We start from the raw sequence: 20,156 nt of genomic DNA, 5'->3' as shown, positions 1-20,156 counted from the left end.
ATGAAAACAGCAATTATTATTTTGTCTGATAGGGGAGAGGAGATCGCCCGTAAGATCGGGAGTGAAATGGAGGTTGAGGTATTTTCTGTGCAGGAGAGAAAAGGGGTCGTACGAGTTGAGGTTTTGGGAGAGTTTGTCGGGGAAAACTTCAGTCGGTATTCTGCCTGGATTTTTATCGGAGCATTGGGAATTGCCGTTAGGACAATAGCTCCTTATCTTCGGTCGAAGTATACGGATCCGGCTGTTGTATCCATTGATTCGACAGGGCATTATGTGATTCCGGTCGTATCGGGGCATGTCGGAGGGGCGAATGACTTGGCCTGCCGGTTGGCAAGGTGTCTGGGAGCAGAAGCGGTTGTAACCACCCAGAGCGATAAGGCCGGGTTATGGGCATTGGATGTTTGGGGAGAAAAGTGGGGCTGGAAAACGGAACATATTGGGCCGATGAATCAACTGATCGCTTCTTTTGTCAATGGGCGGCCCACGGCTTTGTTATTGGATATACAGGATGATGCTACTGCGGAAATGAAACGTACTGCTCCTGCCCACGTGGATATTTATTATCGGCAGGAAGCAATTCCGGAAGAAAAATACGAATTGATTATTGCCGTCACTCCTTTTATTTATGAATTCAATAAACCGGTTTTATATTATCGTCCGAAAGTATTACATCTGGGAATCGGTTGCCGGAAAAATTGCGATCCTGTCGGTGTGAAAGAGTACATAGAAGGAGATTTAAAGCGTCATTGTCTTTCCGCTGCCGCCATCCGGGTTGTAGCTACGATTGGATTGAAAAAGGAGGAACGCCTGCTGCACGATTTGGCGGAGGAGTGGGGAGCGGAAATCCGGATCTATCTTCCGGAGCAGTTGCAGGATATCGAACTACCTCATCCTTCGGAAAAAGTATATGAGGTGACGGGAGTGTATGGAGTGGCTGAATCGGTGGCATTGAAAAGTGCTGCGAATACGGATTTATTGATAGAAAAACAGCGGGCTTGTGTGACGGAAGGGAATCAGTTTACCTATGCTGTCGCTTTGGATAAAGTAGCCGAGAGGGGTGGTTTTATCGAAATTGTCGGAGCTGGTCCGGGCGATCCCGAATTGATTTCTGTAAGAGGGAAACAGATGTTAGAACGGGCGGATTTGATTTTATATGCCGGTAGTTTGGTGCCTGTTGAGTTGACTTATTACGCAAAGGCCGGAGCCACAGTGCGTAGTTCGGCTTCTCTGACCTTAGAGGAACAGTTTGCCCTGATGAAAGAATTTTACGATAAAGGCTTGTTTGTGGTGCGTTTACATACCGGGGACCCTTGTATTTATGGTGCTATTCAGGAGCAGATGGCGTTTTTTGACCGCTATGGAATGCGTTATCATATTACGCCGGGAATTTCTTCTTTTTTAGCAGCAGCAGCAGCATTACATTCTCAGTTTACCATTCCGGAAAAGACCCAGACGATTATTTTAACGAGGGGAGAGGGACGTACTCCTATGCCGGAGAAAGAAAAATTGCATTTGCTGGCCCGTTCTCAAAGTACAATGTGTATCTTCCTGAGTGCTTCTATTGCCGAAGAGGTTCAGAGCGAGTTGATGCAGCATTATCCGCCGGAAACTCCCGTTGCGGTTTGCTATCATTTGACCTGGAAAGATGAGAAAATATTCCGGGGAAAATTGGAGGATTTGGCAGCGATAATAAAAGAAAAGCAACTTACTTTGACGACATTAATTGTCGTGGGAGAGGCTGTCGGTAACCGAAGCGGTTTGTCTAAACTTTATTCCGGGCATTTTACCCATCTGTTTCGGAAGGGAAAAGAAGAAAGTTGTTAGTTTCGTTTTGTCAGAGATATTTTCGAAAAAAGTTTAATCGATAAGAGGTGATTTTAGTATTCGGAGGAACGACAGAGGGACGAAAAGTCGTGCAGTTACTGGACGGAGCCGGGAAAAAATATTATTACTCGACGAAAGGCGACCGGCAGCGGCTGGAAAGTAACTATGTAGAACGCCTTTCCGGAGGTATGGATGCTGCCGGGATAGTAGCTTTTTGCCGGGAAAAAGGAGTCGGCTTATTGGTGGATGCCGCCCATCCTTTTGCTGTGCAGCTTCGGGAAAATATCAAGCAGGCAGCTGTGGAACTGGGTGTACCTGTTATCCGTTATGAGCGGACATATCCTGCCCGGGATACGGCTTTCATCTGGTGTGAATCCTGGGAGGAGATAGTCGATTATCTCTGTGAACAGAATATACGCAATCTGTTGGCTTTGACGGGGGTACAAACCATTCCTCGTTTAAAGTCCTACTGGTGCCGGCATAATTGTTGGTTTCGGGTATTGGACCGGGAACAGTCTTTACCTTTGGCAGAAAAATATGGTTTCCCACGGGAAAAATTATTGTATTATGAAGAAGGCGAAGGGATTGAAAAGTTGATAGAGCGTATCCGTCCGGATGCCATAGTGACGAAAGAAAGTGGTACTTCCGGTTATTTTGAAGAGAAAGTGAAGGCTGCTGTAGAAAAAAGAATACTGGTTATTGTATTAAAACGACCGCCTGTACCGGAGGCTTTTTATACGGTGAGGGGAGAGAATGGCTTCCGCCATCAGTTGGAACGTTTATTACCTGGCTTTTTCCCTTTGAGAACAGGTTATACAACGGGTAGTTGTGCCTGTGCTGCGGCTAAGGCTGCTTTCATAACGCTGGTCTCCGGAACGGTTTTACGAAATTGCCGGTTTGTCCTGCCTTGCGGGAAAGAGATGGAGTTGCCGGTGGGGCTTGTCAGCAGGGAAGAAGGGCGGGTCACTTATTCCGTTGTGAAAGATGCAGGGGATGATCCCGATATCACCAACGGATGCGAAATACGTGCTACCGTAAATTTTAATACCACCCATGAGCTCCGGTTTTTACCGGGCGAGGGGGTAGGAGTTGTAACTTTACCCGGATTGGGATTGGAAATCGGAGCTCCGGCCATTAATCCGGTTCCCCGCCGGATGATGGAGGAAGAGTTGCGGAAATTACAGTCTTTTTATAAAATTTCCCAAGGTATAGATATTATGCTCACTGTGCCCGGGGGAAAAGAATTGGCATTGAAAACGTTTAATCCCAAATTGGGGATAGAAGGCGGAATTTCGATTATCGGGACTTCCGGTGTCGTCAAGCCTTTTTCTGCTGAAGCTTTTGTGGCTACTATCCGGAAAGAAATCCAGGTAGCCGGAGCATTGGGATGCAAACATATCGTGATTAATTCCGGAGCTAAAAGTGAACGGATAGTAAGAGAACGTTTTTCGGAATTATCTCCACAGGCTTTTGTCCATTACGGAAATTATATCGGGGAGACTTTAAAAATAGCGGAAGAGGAAGGTATAAGTCGCATCACGATGGGCATAATGATTGGAAAGGCTGTCAAATTGGCTGAAGGACATCAGGATACTCATAGTCGTCATGTTCTGATGAACCGTGATTTTATTGTCACGCTGATGCAGGAGTCCGGAGTTGAGGAAACCGTTTGGGAAAAGGTTAAGCAGATCACTTTAGCCCGGGAGCTCTGGTCTTTGTTACCCCAGAATCATCCGTTTTTCGAATTATTGGTCCGAAAATGTCAAGAGGTGTGTGCCCCTGTATTTAAAAACGGTAGCCTGGAAATTATCTTAATTCCGGAAACGAGTGAAGGATTACTTAGTCCTGATTTTCTGTTTCCCTGAATCCTGTCCTATATTTCCGGATGTGTTCCCGCTTTTTCTCTTTATCCCTCTCAAATTTTTAGGATAAGTTTAAACTCTCTGTTTCTTATGGAGAGGAAGGAATTAGCTTGAAAATATTTTATTTGTTTTGCAAATTTTTCCAATTCTTGTTAACATTGCAGTTGTGGTATGGCTTTAAAATTTTAATAATCTAAATAAAAAGAAAATGTTAAGTAAAAAATTGGAAAATGCTTTAAATGAGCAAATCAATGCTGAATTTTGGTCAGCTTATTTGTATTTATCGATGTCTGCAGATTTTGCAGTAAAAGGTCAGCCGGGTTTTGCAAACTGGATGCATATACAGTTTAGGGAAGAGCAAGATCATGCCATGAAATTATTCAATTATTTGATTTCAAGGGGCGGACGTCCGGAATTAAAGCCGATTGCTGAAGTAAATACTCAATGGGAGTCGCCTTTAAAAGCTTTTGAGGATACATTGGCTCACGAAATGAAAGTAACGGCCTTAATCAATGATCTTTATTCCTTAGCGACCGAAGAGAAGGATTATGCCACTCAGTCCATGTTGAAGTGGTTTGTGGACGAGCAAGTGGAAGAAGAAGCTGCTGCACAGGGAATTATCGATGCTCTCCGGATGATTAAAGACAATGGTTTCGGTATATATACTTTGGATAAAGAACTGGGCACGCGCGTTTATACTCCGATTGCTGCCGAGTAAAGAAATTGAATTTTTATAAAAGATTGTTTTAATTAATTTTAAAACAATCTTTTAACTTTAGAGAGGGGCCTCTTGTTTTTCCTGGGGGCTTTACTGTTTTATATTCCTTTAAAGAGAGGAGTGTTTGTACCTTATTATCCGACCTCTGTTTTCAGGCAAAAGCGTATTCACGGATCCTTCTTTTGTAAATACTTCCGGAGAATGTCCTGTTCAATGTTTTGTTTTTAAATATTCTCCCACTTGTTTTAACAAGTCTGCTATAGTCGTTACGATGCGGGGAGGTTGTTGAGGAAAATGTAGTATAAATTCAGGACTTTGCAGATTACCGGTTTCGATTACTACTTCTGATTCTACTTTTCGGTCTGCCAGAATTTCGTTGCGTTGTAAAGCTTTGCGGGCCATGGCGTATTTTTGTCCGTGTCCGGTCAGCCGGATTTTGTAGCGGTAGTGATTCGTGATGCGGAAAAGGCCGGTTTCTAAATCGAAAGTAATTCCTTTGCGGGCAAAGAAATGGCTCAGGTGTCCGTTCAGGGCTAAATCTTCAGGGGTACCTGTGGTCAGTCCGTTTACTTTGTCCATAAGCCAGATCTTATCAGCAATTTGAAGGGCCAATTCTAAATCGTGTGTGGAAAGAAAAATTGTTTTATGGGATTCACGGGAAAGCCGGTGAAGCAATTGCATGATTTCTACTTTGCTGGGAAAATCCAGGAAGGCAGTGGGTTCGTCCAGGATGATAATGGGAGTTTGTTGTGCTAGTGCTTTGGCAATCATTACCTTCTGTCGTTCGCCATCGCTTAGCGTATGGGTCAGGCGGTGGGCCAAGGGGCGGATGTTTACCGTGTCAATAGCGTTGGCAACGATTTGCTTATCGGCGGGACTGAGTTTTCCCCAAAATCCGGTATAAGGACTACGGCCCATACCTACTAATTCCGTTACGCTCATATTGCGGATGTCACATTTTTCGGTCAGAACGATACCCAATAAGGTAGAGAGTTCTTTGTCAGAGTAACTGCTTACTTCTTTTCCCAGTAAATCGATTGTTCCTGCTAATTTCGGCTGAAATGCAGAAAGGGTGCGGAGAAGGGTAGATTTTCCGACGCCGTTTGCTCCGAGTAGACAGGTCAGTTCCTGATTGTAGATGACAGAATTGAGATGCTGGGCGACAATTTTCTGATTTCCTTTCGTTTTGTAACCGATAGAAAGGTCCCGTATAGATAGGGTAGCTTGTTTATTCATTCCATTCATTTTTACGTTTACGGAATAAAACAGAGGCCACCACCGGAGCTCCGATTAGGGCAGTGACGGAATTTACCGGGAGGGCTCCTTCGAAACCGGGCATACGGGCAATGAGATTACAGAGCAAAGCCAGGGCTGCTCCCAATGACATACTTGCCGGCATCAGCATGCGATGGTCGGAGGTTTGGAAAATCGCACGGCAGAGATGGGGAACTGCCAGTCCTAAAAAGATGATGGGACCGCAATAGGCTGTTACAATTGCGGTCAGAACGCCGGAGCAGGCAATGACTTCTATACGGGCCCGTTTGATATTTAGTCCCAGATTCCGGGCGTATCCTTCACCCAATAATAACAGATTTAATGTTTTTACAAGTAAGAAAGAAAGAGGGATCAGAACGAGCATCAGACTGACGAAAAGCGTCATTTGATTGCCGGATACGCGGGAAAAACTTCCCAGGCCCCAGATTACGTAAGCTTTGATATCTTCTTCCACACTGAAAAATTTTAGCACTCCTATTACGGCGTTGGCAATGTAACCGATCATCACTCCGACAATCAATAGGGTAACATTCCCTTTTATTTTTCGGGAAGCGAAAACGATGAGGGACATAACGGCTAAGGCTCCTGCGATGGCTGCGACCGAGAGGGCAACTTCCCCGATAAAGCCCAGACGACTAAGGGCAACGCCTCCTATGCTGCCTGAAAATAATACGACAAAAGCGACTCCCAGGCTTGCGCCGGAACTGATGCCGAGTACGGAAGGACCTGCTAACGGATTATGGAAAACAGTTTGCATTTGCAAACCGCTGATAGATAAGCCGGCTCCAGCTACCAGGGCCGTCAGGGCTTGAGGAAAACGGGATTTCCAAATGATATTTTGCCAGGACTCCGGTTCGTTACCTCTATCCAGGAGGATATTTCCGATAGAAGAAAGAGGAATGGATACCGATCCCCATACTAAATTCAAAAATAAAAGGAGAAGGATAGAAAAGGTAATTAAAAAAATTCCTATGCTATTTTTACCCGGATACCTCATGGCAGATTATTCTTTTAATAAATTGTAATAAACGGGAGTATAATCGGGTAATAATTCCGGATGAAATACTTTTATAAAATCGGAGAGCAGCACATCCGGTTCCATCGGCATTTCTTCGTAATAAGCTTTTTCCCGCATATTGCAGTAAATGACACCTTTCTGCCGGAAAGCCCGGAAATCTGCATACCGTGCGTCCTGGGCTTTCAAGGCTTCATAAGAATAATTACCGGGAAAACTGTTCAGGATCCGCCAGTAATCTGCCCGGTCTGCTTGATTATATACTGTTTCAAAATCCAGGTGTATGCCTCCGGAACGGAGATCGTCTTTCAAAAAGTAGTCGGCTCCGGCATCCTGAAAAACCTGAGCTAGAAAACTGCGTCCTCCTACGGCATACCAGGTCCCTCCATGTATTTCTCCGCTCAGAACGACCGGCCGGCTTTGGAGGTTAGCGGTCCGTTTTTTCAAGGTATTGTACCGGTTTTCGATGCCGTTAAAAATTTCACTGGCTTCTTTTTCTTTGCCGGTCAATAGGCCGATGAGTTTGATCCATTCAGCTTGTCCTAAAGGTGTCGTTTCTTTATAGCCCAGATGGGGGATAAGGGGGATGTCCACTTCTTTCATCGCATCGTATCCGCCTTGTTTAAAAGGAGAGATCAGAATCACATCCGGGGCCAGGCTCATGATAATTTCCGGATCGAAGTTTCCTTCGATACCGATCTTTTGAGTTTTGCCTTCAGCCATCTGTTGGCGGATTTTTTTATTTTTCAGAAATCGGGTACTACTGATCCCTACGACTTTCTCCGTGGCCTTCAGGCGGATAAAATTGGAAAGTTGTAAAGATGTCATGCAAATAAACCGGTTTATCGGAAGGTCGAGAGGCGTTACCCCTGTCGGAATGGGGGGCGTCGTTCCTTTTTGCCGGAGAGCGAAGCAATATTCCGAGCTGTTCGGAGATTGAGGATCCTGAATACGCAATAGAATATAGCCTTGCCGGTAATCCAATTTAAAACCTTCTGCATAGCGAATGTCCGCCTGCCGGACAGAAATTTCCGGAGGGAAGGTTTCCGTAGCGGCCGATTGTTTAGGAGATTGGGAATGACAGCAGACAAACAAACTACTGCATAATAATAGAAGAGAAATAAAAATACACTTCATTTTCTTTTCCTCCGAAAGATTAATTAATACTCCATTTTCGTATCGGCAGGTTTTCTGACTTGTCATTTTTTCTCCTTCCCAAAGCTATTGACTTCAGTGGATGTTTTTGAAAAAATCCGCTTTTAGGCGATAAAGACATTACAGCTGCGGGGACAGTTCCGGATTCTCACAGGATTCCCTTATCTTTCCTTCAGGAAAGTACCGACGCATGCGCAAAGATAGCATTAATATTTTGACTGCTTTTATTTTTTTCTGATTTTTGCGGAGGAATGGAATCTATTAATATTGCAATTTATGAATGGAAAGATCACTGGGGTTTCTTTGGGACCGGGAGAACCGGAACTGATCACTGTAAAAGCATTAAAAACTCTACAGGCAGCAGATGTCATTTTTTGTCCGGCTACCCTTCGGGGGAAAGAGGAGAGAGAATCAAAAGCTGCTCGTATTCTGGAAGCTTTAGGGATAAATACAGCAAAAATCCGCTTTTTTTTAGTACCTATGTCAACCGACCGGACGGCTGTCAATAAAGTTTACGACGAAATCTGTAAGGAAATGGCAGAATGTGCGGGGGCGGGACAGAAGGTGAGCCTAACTGCCGAGGGAGATGCTTGTTTTTATTCTTCAGCTCATTATATTTTCGAAAAATTACAACGACTTGGCATATCGGTAAAAATGATTGCAGGTGTACCTGCCTTTATTGCGGCGGGAGCTTCTGTCGGATTACATATTGTAAAACAGCGGGAACGGATGCTGGTGATCCCTGGAGATGTTTCGGCAGAAGAACTAGAGTCTGCTTTGAATCGCGGTTATACGGTGGTTATCATGAAAGTACCTTTGGGGGAAGAAATTGTACGTTCCTATATGGCACATCATCCGGAGGAACATTATTTCTATTTTGAGCAGGTCGGAACTGCAGCAGAATACATAACTTCTGTATATGCAGAAATTCTGAAACATCCTTTTACCTATTTTTCCATTTTGGTCATCCAAGCTGCAAAGAGGCATAAAAATATTACTAAATGATCAAATGGAAGGAATGAGTTATACGCTTACCTATCATTTTTATAGGCTTAGGGCTGCGGATTATGTCAGGGAATATCGGAATGTGGAAAAATTTGAGGCCTTTTGTAAGGAATGTGACCGTTACGATAACTGTTGGGTTTGTCCCCCTTATGAAAGGGACCTGGCTGCCGGATTACAGACCTATGAATTTGTTTCTCTGATTGGCACGCAGATCGTTCCGCTGCTGGAGGGGAAGCAAAATGCTGCATCCGGACAGAAAAAACAAATCACCGTCTGGCAGTTGTTGAAAGAAGTAAGGGCCAAACTAGATCCCTGTTTGCGGAATTTAGAAATTGTATATCCGGGTAGCCGGGCTTTTTATGCCGGTACTTGTCATTTATGTCCGGAAGGCCAATGCAGGAAAATTTGGAGATTACCCTGCTGTCATCCGGAGTGGATACGTCCTTCTCTCGAAGCTTTGGGATTTGATTTAAGTCGTACGGCAGAAGAATTATTGCAGGTTCCGTTGAAATGGAGTAATACGGAGGAATGGCCTGATTATTGGATGCTGATCAGCGGTATTTTTACACGTTCTGAAGTAAATCTTTGTCCGGAAATTTTTGAATAATTTTCTTCGGGTAGTATTTTCTTGACAAGGGAATTTTAAGATAAATTCATAACTTTAGGGGATTGTTTTTCGGAGGGATTACGTATATTTTTACTGGTATATTCCAAAAGGGAGGAGTAGACTTTGAATAATCATTATAAAAAAGAATACGGAGGAAATAGAAAGATAGGGAGTGTAGGATAAAGTCTGCCTCTTTATTGTCGTTCTGGCTTTAGAACCGTTTTATTTTGTTCCGGATAATTAAAACAAAGATTATGGCACACGAGCATAAGCATGAACATCATTCTCATGAGATGACTTCTTTAAATAAGGCTTTTATTATAGGTATCGTTTTGAATGCCGGGTTTGTCGTCGTTGAATTTATTGCTGGTTTTTGGTACGATTCGCTGGGATTGATTTCTGATGCGGGGCATAATTTAGGGGATGTTGCAAGCTTAGTGTTGGCGATGCTGGCTTTTCGTTTAGCAAAAGTTCATTCCAATACCCGGTATACATACGGGTATAAAAAAAGTACCATATTGGTATCTTTACTGAATGCTGTGATTCTGTTGATTGCCGTCGGGTTTATTCTGGGAGAAAGTATAGATAAGTTATTTCATCCTCGTCCGGTGGATGGAGACGCTGTGGCTTGGGTAGCAGGAGCGGGGGTGATCATCAATGCTGTGACGGCCTGGCTTTTTATGCGGGACAAAGAGAAAGATTTGAATGTAAAAGGAGCTTATCTTCATATGGCGGCGGATGCTTTAGTTTCAATAGGAGTTGTCGTTTCGGGTATTCTTATCCAGTATACAGGTTGGTATATTATTGACCCTTTGATTGGAATAGGCATAGTAGGAATCATCGTATATTCCACCTGGGGATTGCTAAAAGGAAGCTTACGGCTTTCTTTGGATGGGGTCCCGATTGGAACGGATTATAAACATATTGGACAGGTAATCACTTCGATTGCCGGAGTGAAAAGCATACATCATATGCATATTTGGGCATTGAGTACGACGGAGACGGCTTTGACCGTGCATGTCGTCGTCGGAAATATGGAGCAAATGGAATCCCTAAAATGCGAGATTAAATCAAAACTCCGGCAAGAAGGAGTAGCTCATGCAACCCTTGAATTTGAGACTCCTGAAGGACATTGTAGCGGGGAAGGATGTGATGTTAACTGACCGTATCGTTTTTCCAAAAAATAAAATAATAACCTTTTTATCGGGAAAAGTTTGTTTTTTCCCGATAAATAGGGATTGACGGGAGAGAGATTGTATTTTATTTTTGTCAATAATTAAACAACTGGTTTTATTGATTCTCGATTATTGATGCGCGTAAAAAGCCATAGGAAGCCATATCCCTATGGCTTTTTCTTTAGAAGCCCTGCCTTATCTTAAAAAATTAAAGAAGGAGGGGTATAAAAATTGCAAAAATATAATCTTTTCCTGTTTTTTGTCGTTTATGTTTCATAGCGTTCGATAAATTGAAAATAAGTCTATGAGCCTAAAAGAGCAATATTGGAAATATTCACTTATTGTTATCATATTGCTTCTGGGAGTATTGATCTTCCTGAAGATTACTCCTTTTTTGGGGGGGATTTTAGGAGCGATGACTGTCTATATCCTTTTACGGGAACATATGATCTATCTTACCGACAGAAAACACATCAGGAGAAGCATAGCCGCTATCCTGATATTAATCGAAACCATTCTGTGTTTTCTGATTCCTTTGGCCTTGATTATCTGGATGTTTGTAAATAAATTCCAGGATGCGAATCTGAATCCCCGCAGTATTATCGATCCGGTAACGAATGTAGCGAATTTGATACAGGAAAAGACGGGATATAATTTATTGAGTAAGGCGAATATAAATTCCATATTTGCTCTTTTGCCCCGGATTGGGCAAGTACTGATGGGAAGTATTACCAGTTTCGCCATCAATGTATTGGTTTTACTTTTCGTACTCTATTTTATGCTGATCGGGGGAAAGAAGATGGAGAATTATGTCAATGATTTACTTCCTTTTAACCGGCGGAATAAAAAAGATATTTTGCGGGAATTTCATATGGTTGTCAAATCGAATGCAATTGGTGTGCCTTTGTTAGCTATTATACAAGGGGCTGCTGCCACTATCGGGTATATGATTTTTGGAGCACCGGCGCCTGTATTGTGGGGCGTAGTGTCCTGCTTTGCAACCATTATTCCGGTTATCGGAACTGCCATTGTTTGGCTCCCTCTGGCTTTGTATTTAGGGGCTACGGGGCATTGGGGAAATGCTATCGGATTGTCTGTATATGCTTTGGTTGTGGTTTCGAATGTCGATAATTTGGTTCGTTCTATTTTACAAAAAAAGATGGCGGATACTCATCCTTTAATAACCATTTTTGGCGTCATTATCGGGTTGGCTTTGTTCGGTTTTATGGGAGTTATTTTCGGTCCCTTATTATTGGCCATATTTGCTTTGTGCGTCCAGATATTTAAAGAAGAATACCTGGAAAAGGAGGATTGATGCCGGTTTATTTCCCAATCGTTTCTTATTATTAAACAGTATAAAAACACTGGAAAAATAGTTGGTGTTTCATAAATTATTGGAACACAATGGTCTAAAGTTGCGTATGTATAGGGTAAATTGGAATTTAAAGAACTATCTGAAAAATTCCGAAATCTACTAGCCACTTTGACGGAAAATACACGAAAAACCTTTAGAGGGGGGAGGGATTATGGAGGAGGAGAATTATTAACCTAAATCTGAATATTATGTTTTATCATTCAAAAGAATTACAATTTAATGCACGTGTATCCAAGCCGGATCCACGCTTTGCACGTTTACTACTGGAACAATTCGGTGGAGGTAACGGAGAGTTGAAAGCTTCTATGCAGTATTTTGTACAGGCATTTTGTTGTAGAGACCCTTATCCTGATAAGTATGACATGTTAATGGATATTGCAACAGAAGAAATGGGACACCTGGAAATTGTCGGAGCTACCATACAAATGCTACTGGCCGGAGTAAACGGAGAATTGAAAAATGCAGCAGATCGTACGGAAACTATGAAAATGTTGGACGGAAAAGCTTCTAAAGAAAATTTTATACATGAGGCTATTTTTAATCCGCATTTTGTCGTGCTTTCCGGCGGTGGACCTATGCTTACCGACAGTAACGGAAATCCCTGGTCTGCTACTTATGTCAACGCCGACGGAGATTTGACAGTTGATTTACGTTCTAATATTGCGGCAGAATCCCGGGCAAAAATTGTCTATGAATATTTGCTTAAATTTACGGATGATCCGGACGTGATCGCTACTCTGAATTTTTTGATGACCCGGGAAGTGGCCCATTTCCAGCAGTTTGAAGCGGCTTTGGAGACCATCAGACCGAATTTCCCTCCGGGTGTTTTGCAAAGTGACCCGCGGTATAGTAATTTGTATTATAATAATTCGGCAGGAGAAGATGCCCGTGGTCCTTGGAATGAGGGGGCCAGCACTCAGTTCAAAGAGACCTGGCAATATATAAATGATCCGAAGGAACATGTGGAATCGACAAACGGATTACAGGATATTGACCCCAAAGGAACCGACAGGACATTGGAATCTGTCGAAAAGGACGATCGGGAGTTGAGCCGGGTGAGAAGTGAAGAAGTGAATTCGGCAACTCCTACTAAAGATATACAATGGAGTAATTATCCGGCCTCCCCAAAGGATAAACCCCGCAAACGCAGGGATAAATAAGATGTTCTTTTAAAAGAGTCTATTCTAAAAGGAAAGTTTTACCCTTTGAAAAGTAAGGTTCCTTTAGGAAGGGATTGACGCAGCACTGATTGGTGGAACGAAAGTTCTTGATTTCTGTTTATTTATCAGAACTCAGATTCACCAATCAGAAGTCTGCCCTACTTTCCCGATCCGGTGTATAAAACCCTTAGCCGGTCTAAAAACTTTTTTGTGCAGTTTCATGAAAGTTCTTGTACATTTGCCCGTTTGCTTTTTACGCATTTTCCGATATTTATTCTTTCCTATTTTTTATACTTACCCGTAACCGATTTTAATATTTGTCAAAATTCACCATTTTTGGGGATTGTAATCCATTCTTTTGTCTCTTACTTTTGTAAAGTTTATTAACACAGTAATCAGGAGTAAGTTTGACAAGAATTATATTATTCCCGATATTTGCAATAAAAAAGAAATGACAAAGAACTCTTCCTTTTTTACTTCCGGTATGAAGTTGGCCGATTTAATTCATTTGGATTATAAGTTACTTTTATTACTACCGCGTTTCGGTTTGAATTTAGGATTCAGGGATCAGACGGCCGAGGAATGTTGTGCCCGTGTGGGGGTCTCTTCCCAATTGTTTATCATGATCTGTAATATCTATGCTTTTGAGAATTATTCTCCCCGGAAGGAGGAAATCGACCAGACTGAAATCGATCAGTTGCTTGCTTATTTGCGGCATTCCCATTCTTATTATCTGGACGATCGGATTCAGCGTATACAGGATCAGTTAAAAATAATGTCGGCGAATTCTGATCTGGCCCATCAAAAAATACTGAATCGTTTTTTTGAAGAATATAAGAACGAGGTAATTAATCATTTTGAATATGAAGAGAAAACGGTATTTCCTTATATTCAAAGTATCGGGGTAGGTAAAAAGGCGACTGGATATGAAATTGAGATATTTGAGCAGAATCACAGTAATATCGATGATAAGCTCAGCGACCTGAAAAACATTTTTATTAAATATTGGCCGGCTGATTCCTCACAAAAAGAACGTACTGCTATTTTATTCAATATTTTTTCCTTGGAGGAAGATTTGAGAAAACATACATTTATTGAAGATAAAGTCTTGATTCCGTTGGTTCAGAAATTAGAACAGAATTATGGTAAGTAGAAAACATTATCGGATTGTCCTCATTGAGCCTTCTGCTATCATAACGGCTGGTATACAGGAATTGATCAAAGGGGAAAGAGAATTGGAGGTGGTTGCCGTTTTTGCCGATTGCTGTCATTCTACAGAGCATATCAATGATTTACGACCGGATTTAATTATTTTGAATCCTTTGATTGTAGATTTTAAATACAGACATTGCGTTGAAGATTTGTTTTTAGGAAATGTACCGCTTGTTGCACTGGTTTATCAGTATGTGGAACCGGAAACGCTGAGACATTACCGGGCTGTTATCGATATAGAAGACGAACGGGCGAAGATCGTCCGAAAGTTATTGCAAGTTATGGAAACGGTAACTCCCCGGCAGGATGTACCGGAAGGGAATGAATTGTCGGAGCGGGAGAAAGAAATATTAGTCAGTGTGGCGAAAGGAATGATAAATAAGGAAATCGCCGAACAGCACCATATTTCCATTCATACTGTTATTTCTCATCGAAAAAATATTAGCCGGAAGACCGGGATTAAGTCGGTCGCCGGTTTAACCGTTTTTGCTATACTCAATAATTTATTGGACATAAACGACGTAGAGTAAAAGCTGTTTCGTTTTTATATTCTGTTTGTTTGTAAATTGTTTTTTGCTTGTGGATACGGATTCCCCAGTCCCTAGATAAGGGGAAAAATGGAATTTTTTGAGGGAATCAATGCTTATTTATAGGAGTAAATCGGATTTTAGCCGGGTGAATACACTAAAACTGACGAAGGTTTTTGGGAGAATCAACCGTTTTTATTTTTCTGTCTTTCTGTTTTATAGATCCGTACGGAATGTCGAAGCCGGCAGATTATCTCCGTTGACAAGATTGGCACGGGTAAAAGGTTGCCAAGCATATCTGACAACACAAGGAGCCGTCACCTTGGGAGAGGTAACGATAACCCTGTCATCTTCAATAAAGGCTTTGGCCGGATAAAATAATCCGTCCGGACCGGCTATTTCGAAACAGCGGAGAGCTTGTCCGTCGGAGGTCTTTAAATGGTGACCGTAATCAAATTCCAATATGGCCTGCTTGTTGTGAAAACGGACAGACCGGAATAAAGGACCGGAAGGGGTAATGGATTTACCATAGTTATTGGCCAGGGCCCAGCGTCCCAGACGTTCCCCTATTTCTTTTTTATAGCGCGGATGTACGTCCAGAGAGTCTCCCCGGTCGGAAGAGACTGCCATGCCTGTATAGGGAATTGTTTGAAGCATACGTCGCTGGCTGTCCCGGAATCGGGGCCAGGAAGGTCTGTTAAGACTGGACAGTTGTACATAATAGAAGGGAAGACGGGGAGATTGCCAATAGTGCCGCCAGCTGTTTACCAGCATCGGGAATAGTTGTTCTGCAAGTTCCGTATGATGGGCATTTGATTCGCCTTGATACCAAATGATTCCGGCGATCGGATAGTGTTCCAGGGGAAGTATACCGGCCTCAAAGAGATAGCAGGGTTCATAGGGATGGCGCTGCTCCTTCCGGTTTGCTTGCCGGATATTCTGTCCGGCCCGTTGGCGTACCCAGTCCTGAATCATGTCATTGTGCTTCCAGTCCTGTAGAATGTCGGGAAGATCATATTCCAGCGTTCGCCGGTCTATCCAAGATTCGCAGGGAGACCCGCCGACTGCGTTTAGAATGAGTCCGACAGGTACATTTAAGCTGTCGTTTAGCATTTTTCCGAAGTAGTAGGCAATGGCAGAAAAATCGCCGATTATGGCGGTATCTGTTTCCGTCCAGCCTGTGGTACGATAATACTGCAATCTGTTGAGGGAATCCAGAAAAGAAGGCCGCCATTCCACGGCATTGGTTTCCTCGTAAGGTTGCATATGGAAGAGCCGGATTTGCGGTTGCCGGGCCTGACGGAATGCTGACTGTGCTGTTGCACACTGTTTTAAGGGAAAAGCCATGTTGGATTGGCCTGAACATACCCATACCTCCCCTATCCAGACATTGTGATAGATTTGTTTTTGCCGGGACGTCCGGATTTCCAGGGTATAAGGTCCCCCGGCTTCGAATGGCGGAAAAGTCACTTCCCATTTCCCGTTCTCTCCAGAGCAAGTCGTTTGTTGTTGCCCGGCGATTTTTACCCGGATTTTTTCTCCTTTATCGGCTTTCCCAGAGAGGAGTAAAGGCTTATTCCGTTGTAATATCATATTGTCGGAATAGAGGAGGGGCAGTTGAAGTCCTCCGTAATCTCCCGTCAGGGCTGAATATACCGTTTGCGCTAAAAGGGTGGCCCCTTCCGGATCCGGATGCAGAGCGTCCGGAAAGAGATCGGGCCGGTGGTAGAGCGGTTCTTCCAGGTCGATCAGACCCACTTCTGTATGGACGGCTATTTTTTCGATTTCTTTTTGAATTTCAGCGTGCCAATCACGGGTTCCTGAGCGGAAACGGGGATGACGGTCGCCTATAGGAGTTAAACGGCAGATCCAGATTTTGCATTGGGGATTGGCCGCTTTAAACGAGGCGATCAGCTCTGTATAATCTTTTATAAAATTATCCCGGTAATGAGGCCAGTTTCTCGGGTCGGTATCGTTTAATCCCAGGTGTATCACTACTCGTTCTGCTGCAAAGTCGAGGGCTTGCTGGTATTCCGGCTGGTCGGTATAAGGCCGGTGACCCATTTTGAGGAGAGTGGCCCCGCTTTTTCCGAAATTTTTAACGATATAATTTTCTCCCAGCAATTTTTGTAGCTGAACGGGGTAAGCATTTTTTTCCCGCTCGGGTAACAAATAACCGTAAGTGACACTATTGCCTACACAGGCGACTTTTATTTTTTCTTTTGCAGAAACAAAGACGGGAATGAGTAAAGTAATCCAGAGGTATAAATATACTTTCATTTTTCCTGTAGATAAGGTAATATAATTTCACGCCACAATAAATAGCCTTTCCCTAAAAGATGCAGTCCGTCGTTGGTATATACCGGGTTCATTTTTCCGGAAACCGGATCGACAAAATGAGACCATAAATCGATATAAGTGGCCTGATTTTCCTCGGCTATGAGACGGAGGGACGCGTTGAGATCTTCAGCAGCCTTTCCTTTTGAGGTATGGTCTTTGAATTTTCCGTAACAGTCATTTACGGGGAGTACACTTTGGAGGTAGAGTTTTGTTGCGGGAGAATCCCGGCGTATTTTTTGAAGAATCTTCCGGATATTTTGTGCAATTGTATCGGCCGGGATACCTTTGGCTAGGTCGTTGATCCCGATAAGTAAGAATAACTTAGCCGGCCGGCCTTTTAGAATGGGATCCAGCCGATCGTACACCCCTGTGGTTATATCTCCGCTAATACCTCTGTTTTTGATACGAATGTCCTGGAACAATTCTCCCCATTCACATCCGTTGGTGATACTGTTTCCTAAAAATATAATATCTTGTGGATCGGTCGGGAGAACTTCAAATAAACTGGCTCTTTGTTCATAAAAGGTAGAGTGTTTTCGTTCCTGTGCCAATGTCGTTGTAAAAAACAAAAAGCTAAAAATCACTATAAAAAATAAATATTTCATTGTCTCTTGTTTTTAGGTTTTATTTTATGAGGAGAATAGGTCAAATTTTCGGTCGCTTTTTGTCCGTCGGAGGTTACAAAAATTACGGTGAACATCCATTTCTGAAGGCGGATTTCAGGCGTTGAGAATTTTCCGATCGGTAATTTTAGAAATAGTTTGTTCCAACCTTTTTTTAAATGTACTAAAAGCGGAGGCCGGGCAGTACAGTTTTCATTCCCCAGGGCTATTTCGGTAGAAGGAGAGGTATGGGTATTGGTCCAGCGGGGAGGGAGCAGTTCGGTTCCATTTAACCAGATACGGCTTCCCCGGTAATCCCATTTTCCCTGTGGAGGAGGAAGGTCCTTTTCTGAACGCCCGTAATTTTGAAATTCTACCCATAAACCGGTTTCCTGCTTCCGGGGAGAGTATACCCACGTCCAGGCGTAAGCCGTGTGATTTTCCCGGGGTTCTTTCATAAAGCCGGGTATTAAATCTCCCCACACATGCCTGAGGTAGATGCCGGCACCTCTGGCTGTTCGTACGGAATAAGATTGATTTTGATAAAAGTAGGTCTGGCGTAGCTTTTTTTCCGGAGGAAAAGATGCTTCCAGATTTCCTGCGTTGGGGAAGGCATCTGTAATATTCCATTTCACCTGGGTTTGACGGACATAAGGAAATGGATAATGTTGAAAATAATGTTCCTTATGCCAGAGAAGCCGCTTTTCAAAGTCGGCGAAAGCACAGGAAACAGAGTCGTCTTCCGTAGGAAGAAGGGGACCATTCTGGTCGAAATATTCGCTTCCGCCTCCCAGCCAGGCTCGCTCGGCTATGGCTAACAGGCAAGGATAAAAATTATTTTCCAGGAGAATATTTTTTTCGGGTACTACCAAGCGGTCGTTCCAAACGGCTAAAATCACCCCGGCAATGTCCTCGTTTCCGGTTTCGCAATTGTATATCCGGCTGTTGTAGAGTGCAACTAAGTCTCCGAAAACATCATAATGGTTCAGATAATGGAAACGGGAATCAATGGCGGGAATACCGGTTTGGGCTTTTCCCCGATAACTCCACAATTGAGTCATATCGATTTCGCCTTTCTGATAAGGCCAGCCAGGGTTCCAGGAGATTACTTTTTTCCCTTTTGAACGGACATAATTGACCATTTCGGGTACAAAATCCGGATGGGTAAAACGGACTTCGTCTGTACCGATGTGAAGATAAGGAACGTCGAAAACGGTACAGATTTCATCCAGTAATTGTTTTAGGATCATCATGCCTTGCGGACTTTGCATATCGCAACCGAAAGTGCGAACAAAAGCTTCACTGTGTCCCGGCATATCGATTTCAGGAATTAAAAGTATATGATGCTGCTTGCAGAAACGCACCAGTTCCCGGGCTTCTTCCTGGGTATAATACTGGCCTGGGAGGCGGCTCATATTTACACTGTCGTTGAGTTGAGGAAAAATTTTACTTTCTATCCTCCACGCTTGATTTTCTGTCAGGTGCCAATGAAAAGTATTGATTTTATAACGGGAAAGCTGGGCTATTTCCCGTTTTAGTTCTGAAAAGGAAAGATAGCTGCGGCCGGTGTCGTGCATAAACCCCCGGATCCGGAAAGCCGGCCAGTCGGTAACCAAGCAGCCATAAAAATAAGGGCCTTTGGGAGATTTTAACTGTCGTAAGGTTTGGAGGGCTCGGAAAACTCCTGTTTCTGTCAAGGCTTCCAGAAGGATCTTTTGAGAAGTAACCGAAATACGATACGCTTCTTCCGGGTTATTTTTTACCTTCTCCAGGTGGCTGATCAGACGAATTTCAATTACAGGAACGGCCTGGGCGTCCAAAACTCCCCCGACTTCTTTCAAAAGCATTTCACATTCCCGTTCTAATACCGGAGTTTCCAATCGGATGCTGCCGATAAAAAAATGGTCCGAATGAAATGTAATTATTTGTGGTTTGGGTAAAAGCATGGGAAATTCAGCTTGGCCGAATAAACGTATAGGGAAGATTATAAACAGACTGGAAAGATAGATTAAAAGTATCTTCATAGGTACAAAACTGAACTCGAATAATTCTTCCACATTAGAGGAACAAATATAGTATAAAATTTGTTTAAATGTACAAAAATGTAGCGATGAAAACGTTTAAAAGTGAAAACCTTTCAATCTTCGAATGTTTTTTACATTTGAAGATTTTCAGTAAAAATTACGTTTGAATGGCGTATTTATTTTAATGATTTTTAAAATCTCTTTGAGTATCTGGGGGTAATTCTGTCAGATTTCCGATTCTTTTTTTAAGCTAAAATCATTACTTTTGCCCAAAACTGTT

General features: G+C 43.0%; 16 protein-coding genes and 1 riboswitch. Of the genes, 10 read left to right on the top strand and 6 right to left on the bottom strand.

The genetic code is table 11. The features are described from left to right. The 3 genes from cobM to HMPREF9449_RS07635 all read left to right on the top strand — a co-directional run bounded on the left by cobM (position 1) and on the right by HMPREF9449_RS07635 (position 4,404). Positions 1 to 1,824: a precorrin-4 C(11)-methyltransferase gene (gene cobM, locus HMPREF9449_RS07645; protein ID WP_009136683.1), complete on the top strand. Its 1,824-nt coding sequence runs from the start codon at positions 1 to 3 to the stop codon at positions 1,822 to 1,824. Positions 1,825 to 1,871: 47 nt separating this feature from the next. Continuing rightward, positions 1,872 to 3,689 carry a cobalt-precorrin-5B (C(1))-methyltransferase CbiD gene (gene cbiD / locus HMPREF9449_RS07640; protein ID WP_009136682.1) on the top strand — a complete coding sequence of 606 codons (1,818 nt, stop codon included), beginning with the start codon at positions 1,872 to 1,874 and terminating at the stop codon, positions 3,687 to 3,689. A 205-nt stretch (positions 3,690 to 3,894) separates the two neighbouring features. After that, positions 3,895 to 4,404 carry a ferritin gene (locus HMPREF9449_RS07635; protein ID WP_009136681.1) on the top strand — a complete coding sequence of 170 codons (510 nt, stop codon included), beginning with the start codon at positions 3,895 to 3,897 and terminating at the stop codon, positions 4,402 to 4,404. A 210-nt stretch (positions 4,405 to 4,614) separates the two neighbouring features. Here HMPREF9449_RS07635 and HMPREF9449_RS07630 read toward each other — a convergent pair whose 3' ends face one another. The 3 genes from HMPREF9449_RS07630 to HMPREF9449_RS07620 are packed head-to-tail and all read right to left on the bottom strand — an operon-like array spanning position 4,615 to position 7,831. Continuing rightward, positions 4,615 to 5,640, bottom strand: coding sequence for an ABC transporter ATP-binding protein (locus HMPREF9449_RS07630; protein ID WP_009136680.1), 1,026 nt, complete (start codon positions 5,638 to 5,640; stop codon positions 4,615 to 4,617). Beyond that, positions 5,633 to 6,676, bottom strand: coding sequence for an iron ABC transporter permease (locus HMPREF9449_RS07625; protein ID WP_009136679.1), 1,044 nt, complete (start codon positions 6,674 to 6,676; stop codon positions 5,633 to 5,635). Before HMPREF9449_RS07625 ends, HMPREF9449_RS07630 begins: the two co-directional genes overlap by 8 nt. 6 nt (positions 6,677 to 6,682) lie before the next feature. Then, positions 6,683 to 7,831 (bottom strand): ABC transporter substrate-binding protein, encoded by a 1,149-nt coding sequence (locus tag HMPREF9449_RS07620; RefSeq protein WP_009136678.1) that lies wholly within the window; start codon positions 7,829 to 7,831, stop codon positions 6,683 to 6,685. A 27-nt stretch (positions 7,832 to 7,858) separates the two neighbouring features. Then, positions 7,859 to 8,052, bottom strand: a riboswitch (cobalamin riboswitch). 73 nt (positions 8,053 to 8,125) lie between these two features. On the opposite strand from HMPREF9449_RS07620, the gene cobI reads away from it, so the two are divergent. The 7 genes from cobI to HMPREF9449_RS07585 all read left to right on the top strand — a co-directional run bounded on the left by cobI (position 8,126) and on the right by HMPREF9449_RS07585 (position 14,913). After that, positions 8,126 to 8,854: a precorrin-2 C(20)-methyltransferase gene (gene cobI / locus HMPREF9449_RS07615; RefSeq protein WP_009136677.1), complete on the top strand. Its 729-nt coding sequence runs from the start codon at positions 8,126 to 8,128 to the stop codon at positions 8,852 to 8,854. 4 nt (positions 8,855 to 8,858) lie between these two features. Next, complete coding sequence (locus HMPREF9449_RS07610; protein WP_009136676.1) at positions 8,859 to 9,461, top strand: DUF2284 domain-containing protein; 603 nt, start codon at positions 8,859 to 8,861, stop codon at positions 9,459 to 9,461. 254 nt (positions 9,462 to 9,715) lie between these two features. Next, positions 9,716 to 10,624 carry a cation diffusion facilitator family transporter gene (locus HMPREF9449_RS07605; RefSeq protein WP_009136675.1) on the top strand — a complete coding sequence of 303 codons (909 nt, stop codon included), beginning with the start codon at positions 9,716 to 9,718 and terminating at the stop codon, positions 10,622 to 10,624. Positions 10,625 to 10,940: 316 nt separating this feature from the next. Continuing rightward, positions 10,941 to 11,951, top strand: a complete 1,011-nt coding sequence (locus HMPREF9449_RS07600; protein ID WP_009136674.1) for an AI-2E family transporter — start codon at positions 10,941 to 10,943, stop codon at positions 11,949 to 11,951. A 248-nt stretch (positions 11,952 to 12,199) separates the two neighbouring features. Next, on the top strand, positions 12,200 to 13,171 hold the full coding sequence (locus HMPREF9449_RS07595) for a manganese catalase family protein (protein WP_009136673.1): 972 nt from the start codon (positions 12,200 to 12,202) through the stop codon (positions 13,169 to 13,171). A 451-nt stretch (positions 13,172 to 13,622) separates the two neighbouring features. Further along, on the top strand, positions 13,623 to 14,324 hold the full coding sequence (locus HMPREF9449_RS07590; protein WP_009136671.1) for a hemerythrin domain-containing protein: 702 nt from the start codon (positions 13,623 to 13,625) through the stop codon (positions 14,322 to 14,324). Beyond that, positions 14,314 to 14,913, top strand: a complete 600-nt coding sequence (locus HMPREF9449_RS07585) for a response regulator transcription factor (protein WP_009136670.1) — start codon at positions 14,314 to 14,316, stop codon at positions 14,911 to 14,913. Before HMPREF9449_RS07590 ends, HMPREF9449_RS07585 begins: the two co-directional genes overlap by 11 nt. Before the next feature lie 213 nt (positions 14,914 to 15,126). Here the strand turns inward: HMPREF9449_RS07585 and HMPREF9449_RS07580 are convergent, their stop codons facing one another. The 3 genes from HMPREF9449_RS07580 to HMPREF9449_RS07570 are packed head-to-tail and all read right to left on the bottom strand — an operon-like array spanning position 15,127 to position 19,798. Beyond that, positions 15,127 to 17,190, bottom strand: coding sequence for a GDSL-type esterase/lipase family protein (locus HMPREF9449_RS07580; RefSeq protein WP_009136669.1), 2,064 nt, complete (start codon positions 17,188 to 17,190; stop codon positions 15,127 to 15,129). Further along, positions 17,187 to 17,855 (bottom strand): GDSL-type esterase/lipase family protein, encoded by a 669-nt coding sequence (locus HMPREF9449_RS07575; protein WP_009136668.1) that lies wholly within the window; start codon positions 17,853 to 17,855, stop codon positions 17,187 to 17,189. The genes HMPREF9449_RS07580 and HMPREF9449_RS07575 overlap by 4 nt, the downstream gene beginning before the upstream one ends. Next, the gene (locus HMPREF9449_RS07570; RefSeq protein WP_390621391.1) at positions 17,852 to 19,798 is read right to left on the bottom strand and encodes a family 20 glycosylhydrolase; all 1,947 of its coding nucleotides are present in this window, start codon (positions 19,796 to 19,798) and stop codon (positions 17,852 to 17,854) included. The genes HMPREF9449_RS07575 and HMPREF9449_RS07570 overlap by 4 nt, the downstream gene beginning before the upstream one ends. Positions 19,799 to 20,156: the final 358 nt, after the last annotated feature.

Origin of the sequence: Odoribacter laneus YIT 12061 (assembly GCF_000243215.1) — a bacterium.
GTDB lineage: Bacteria > Bacteroidota > Bacteroidia > Bacteroidales > Marinifilaceae > Culturomica > Culturomica lanea.
The sequence above is the reverse complement of the archived record's forward strand: the minus strand, read 5'-3'. Positions and strand labels throughout refer to the sequence as shown.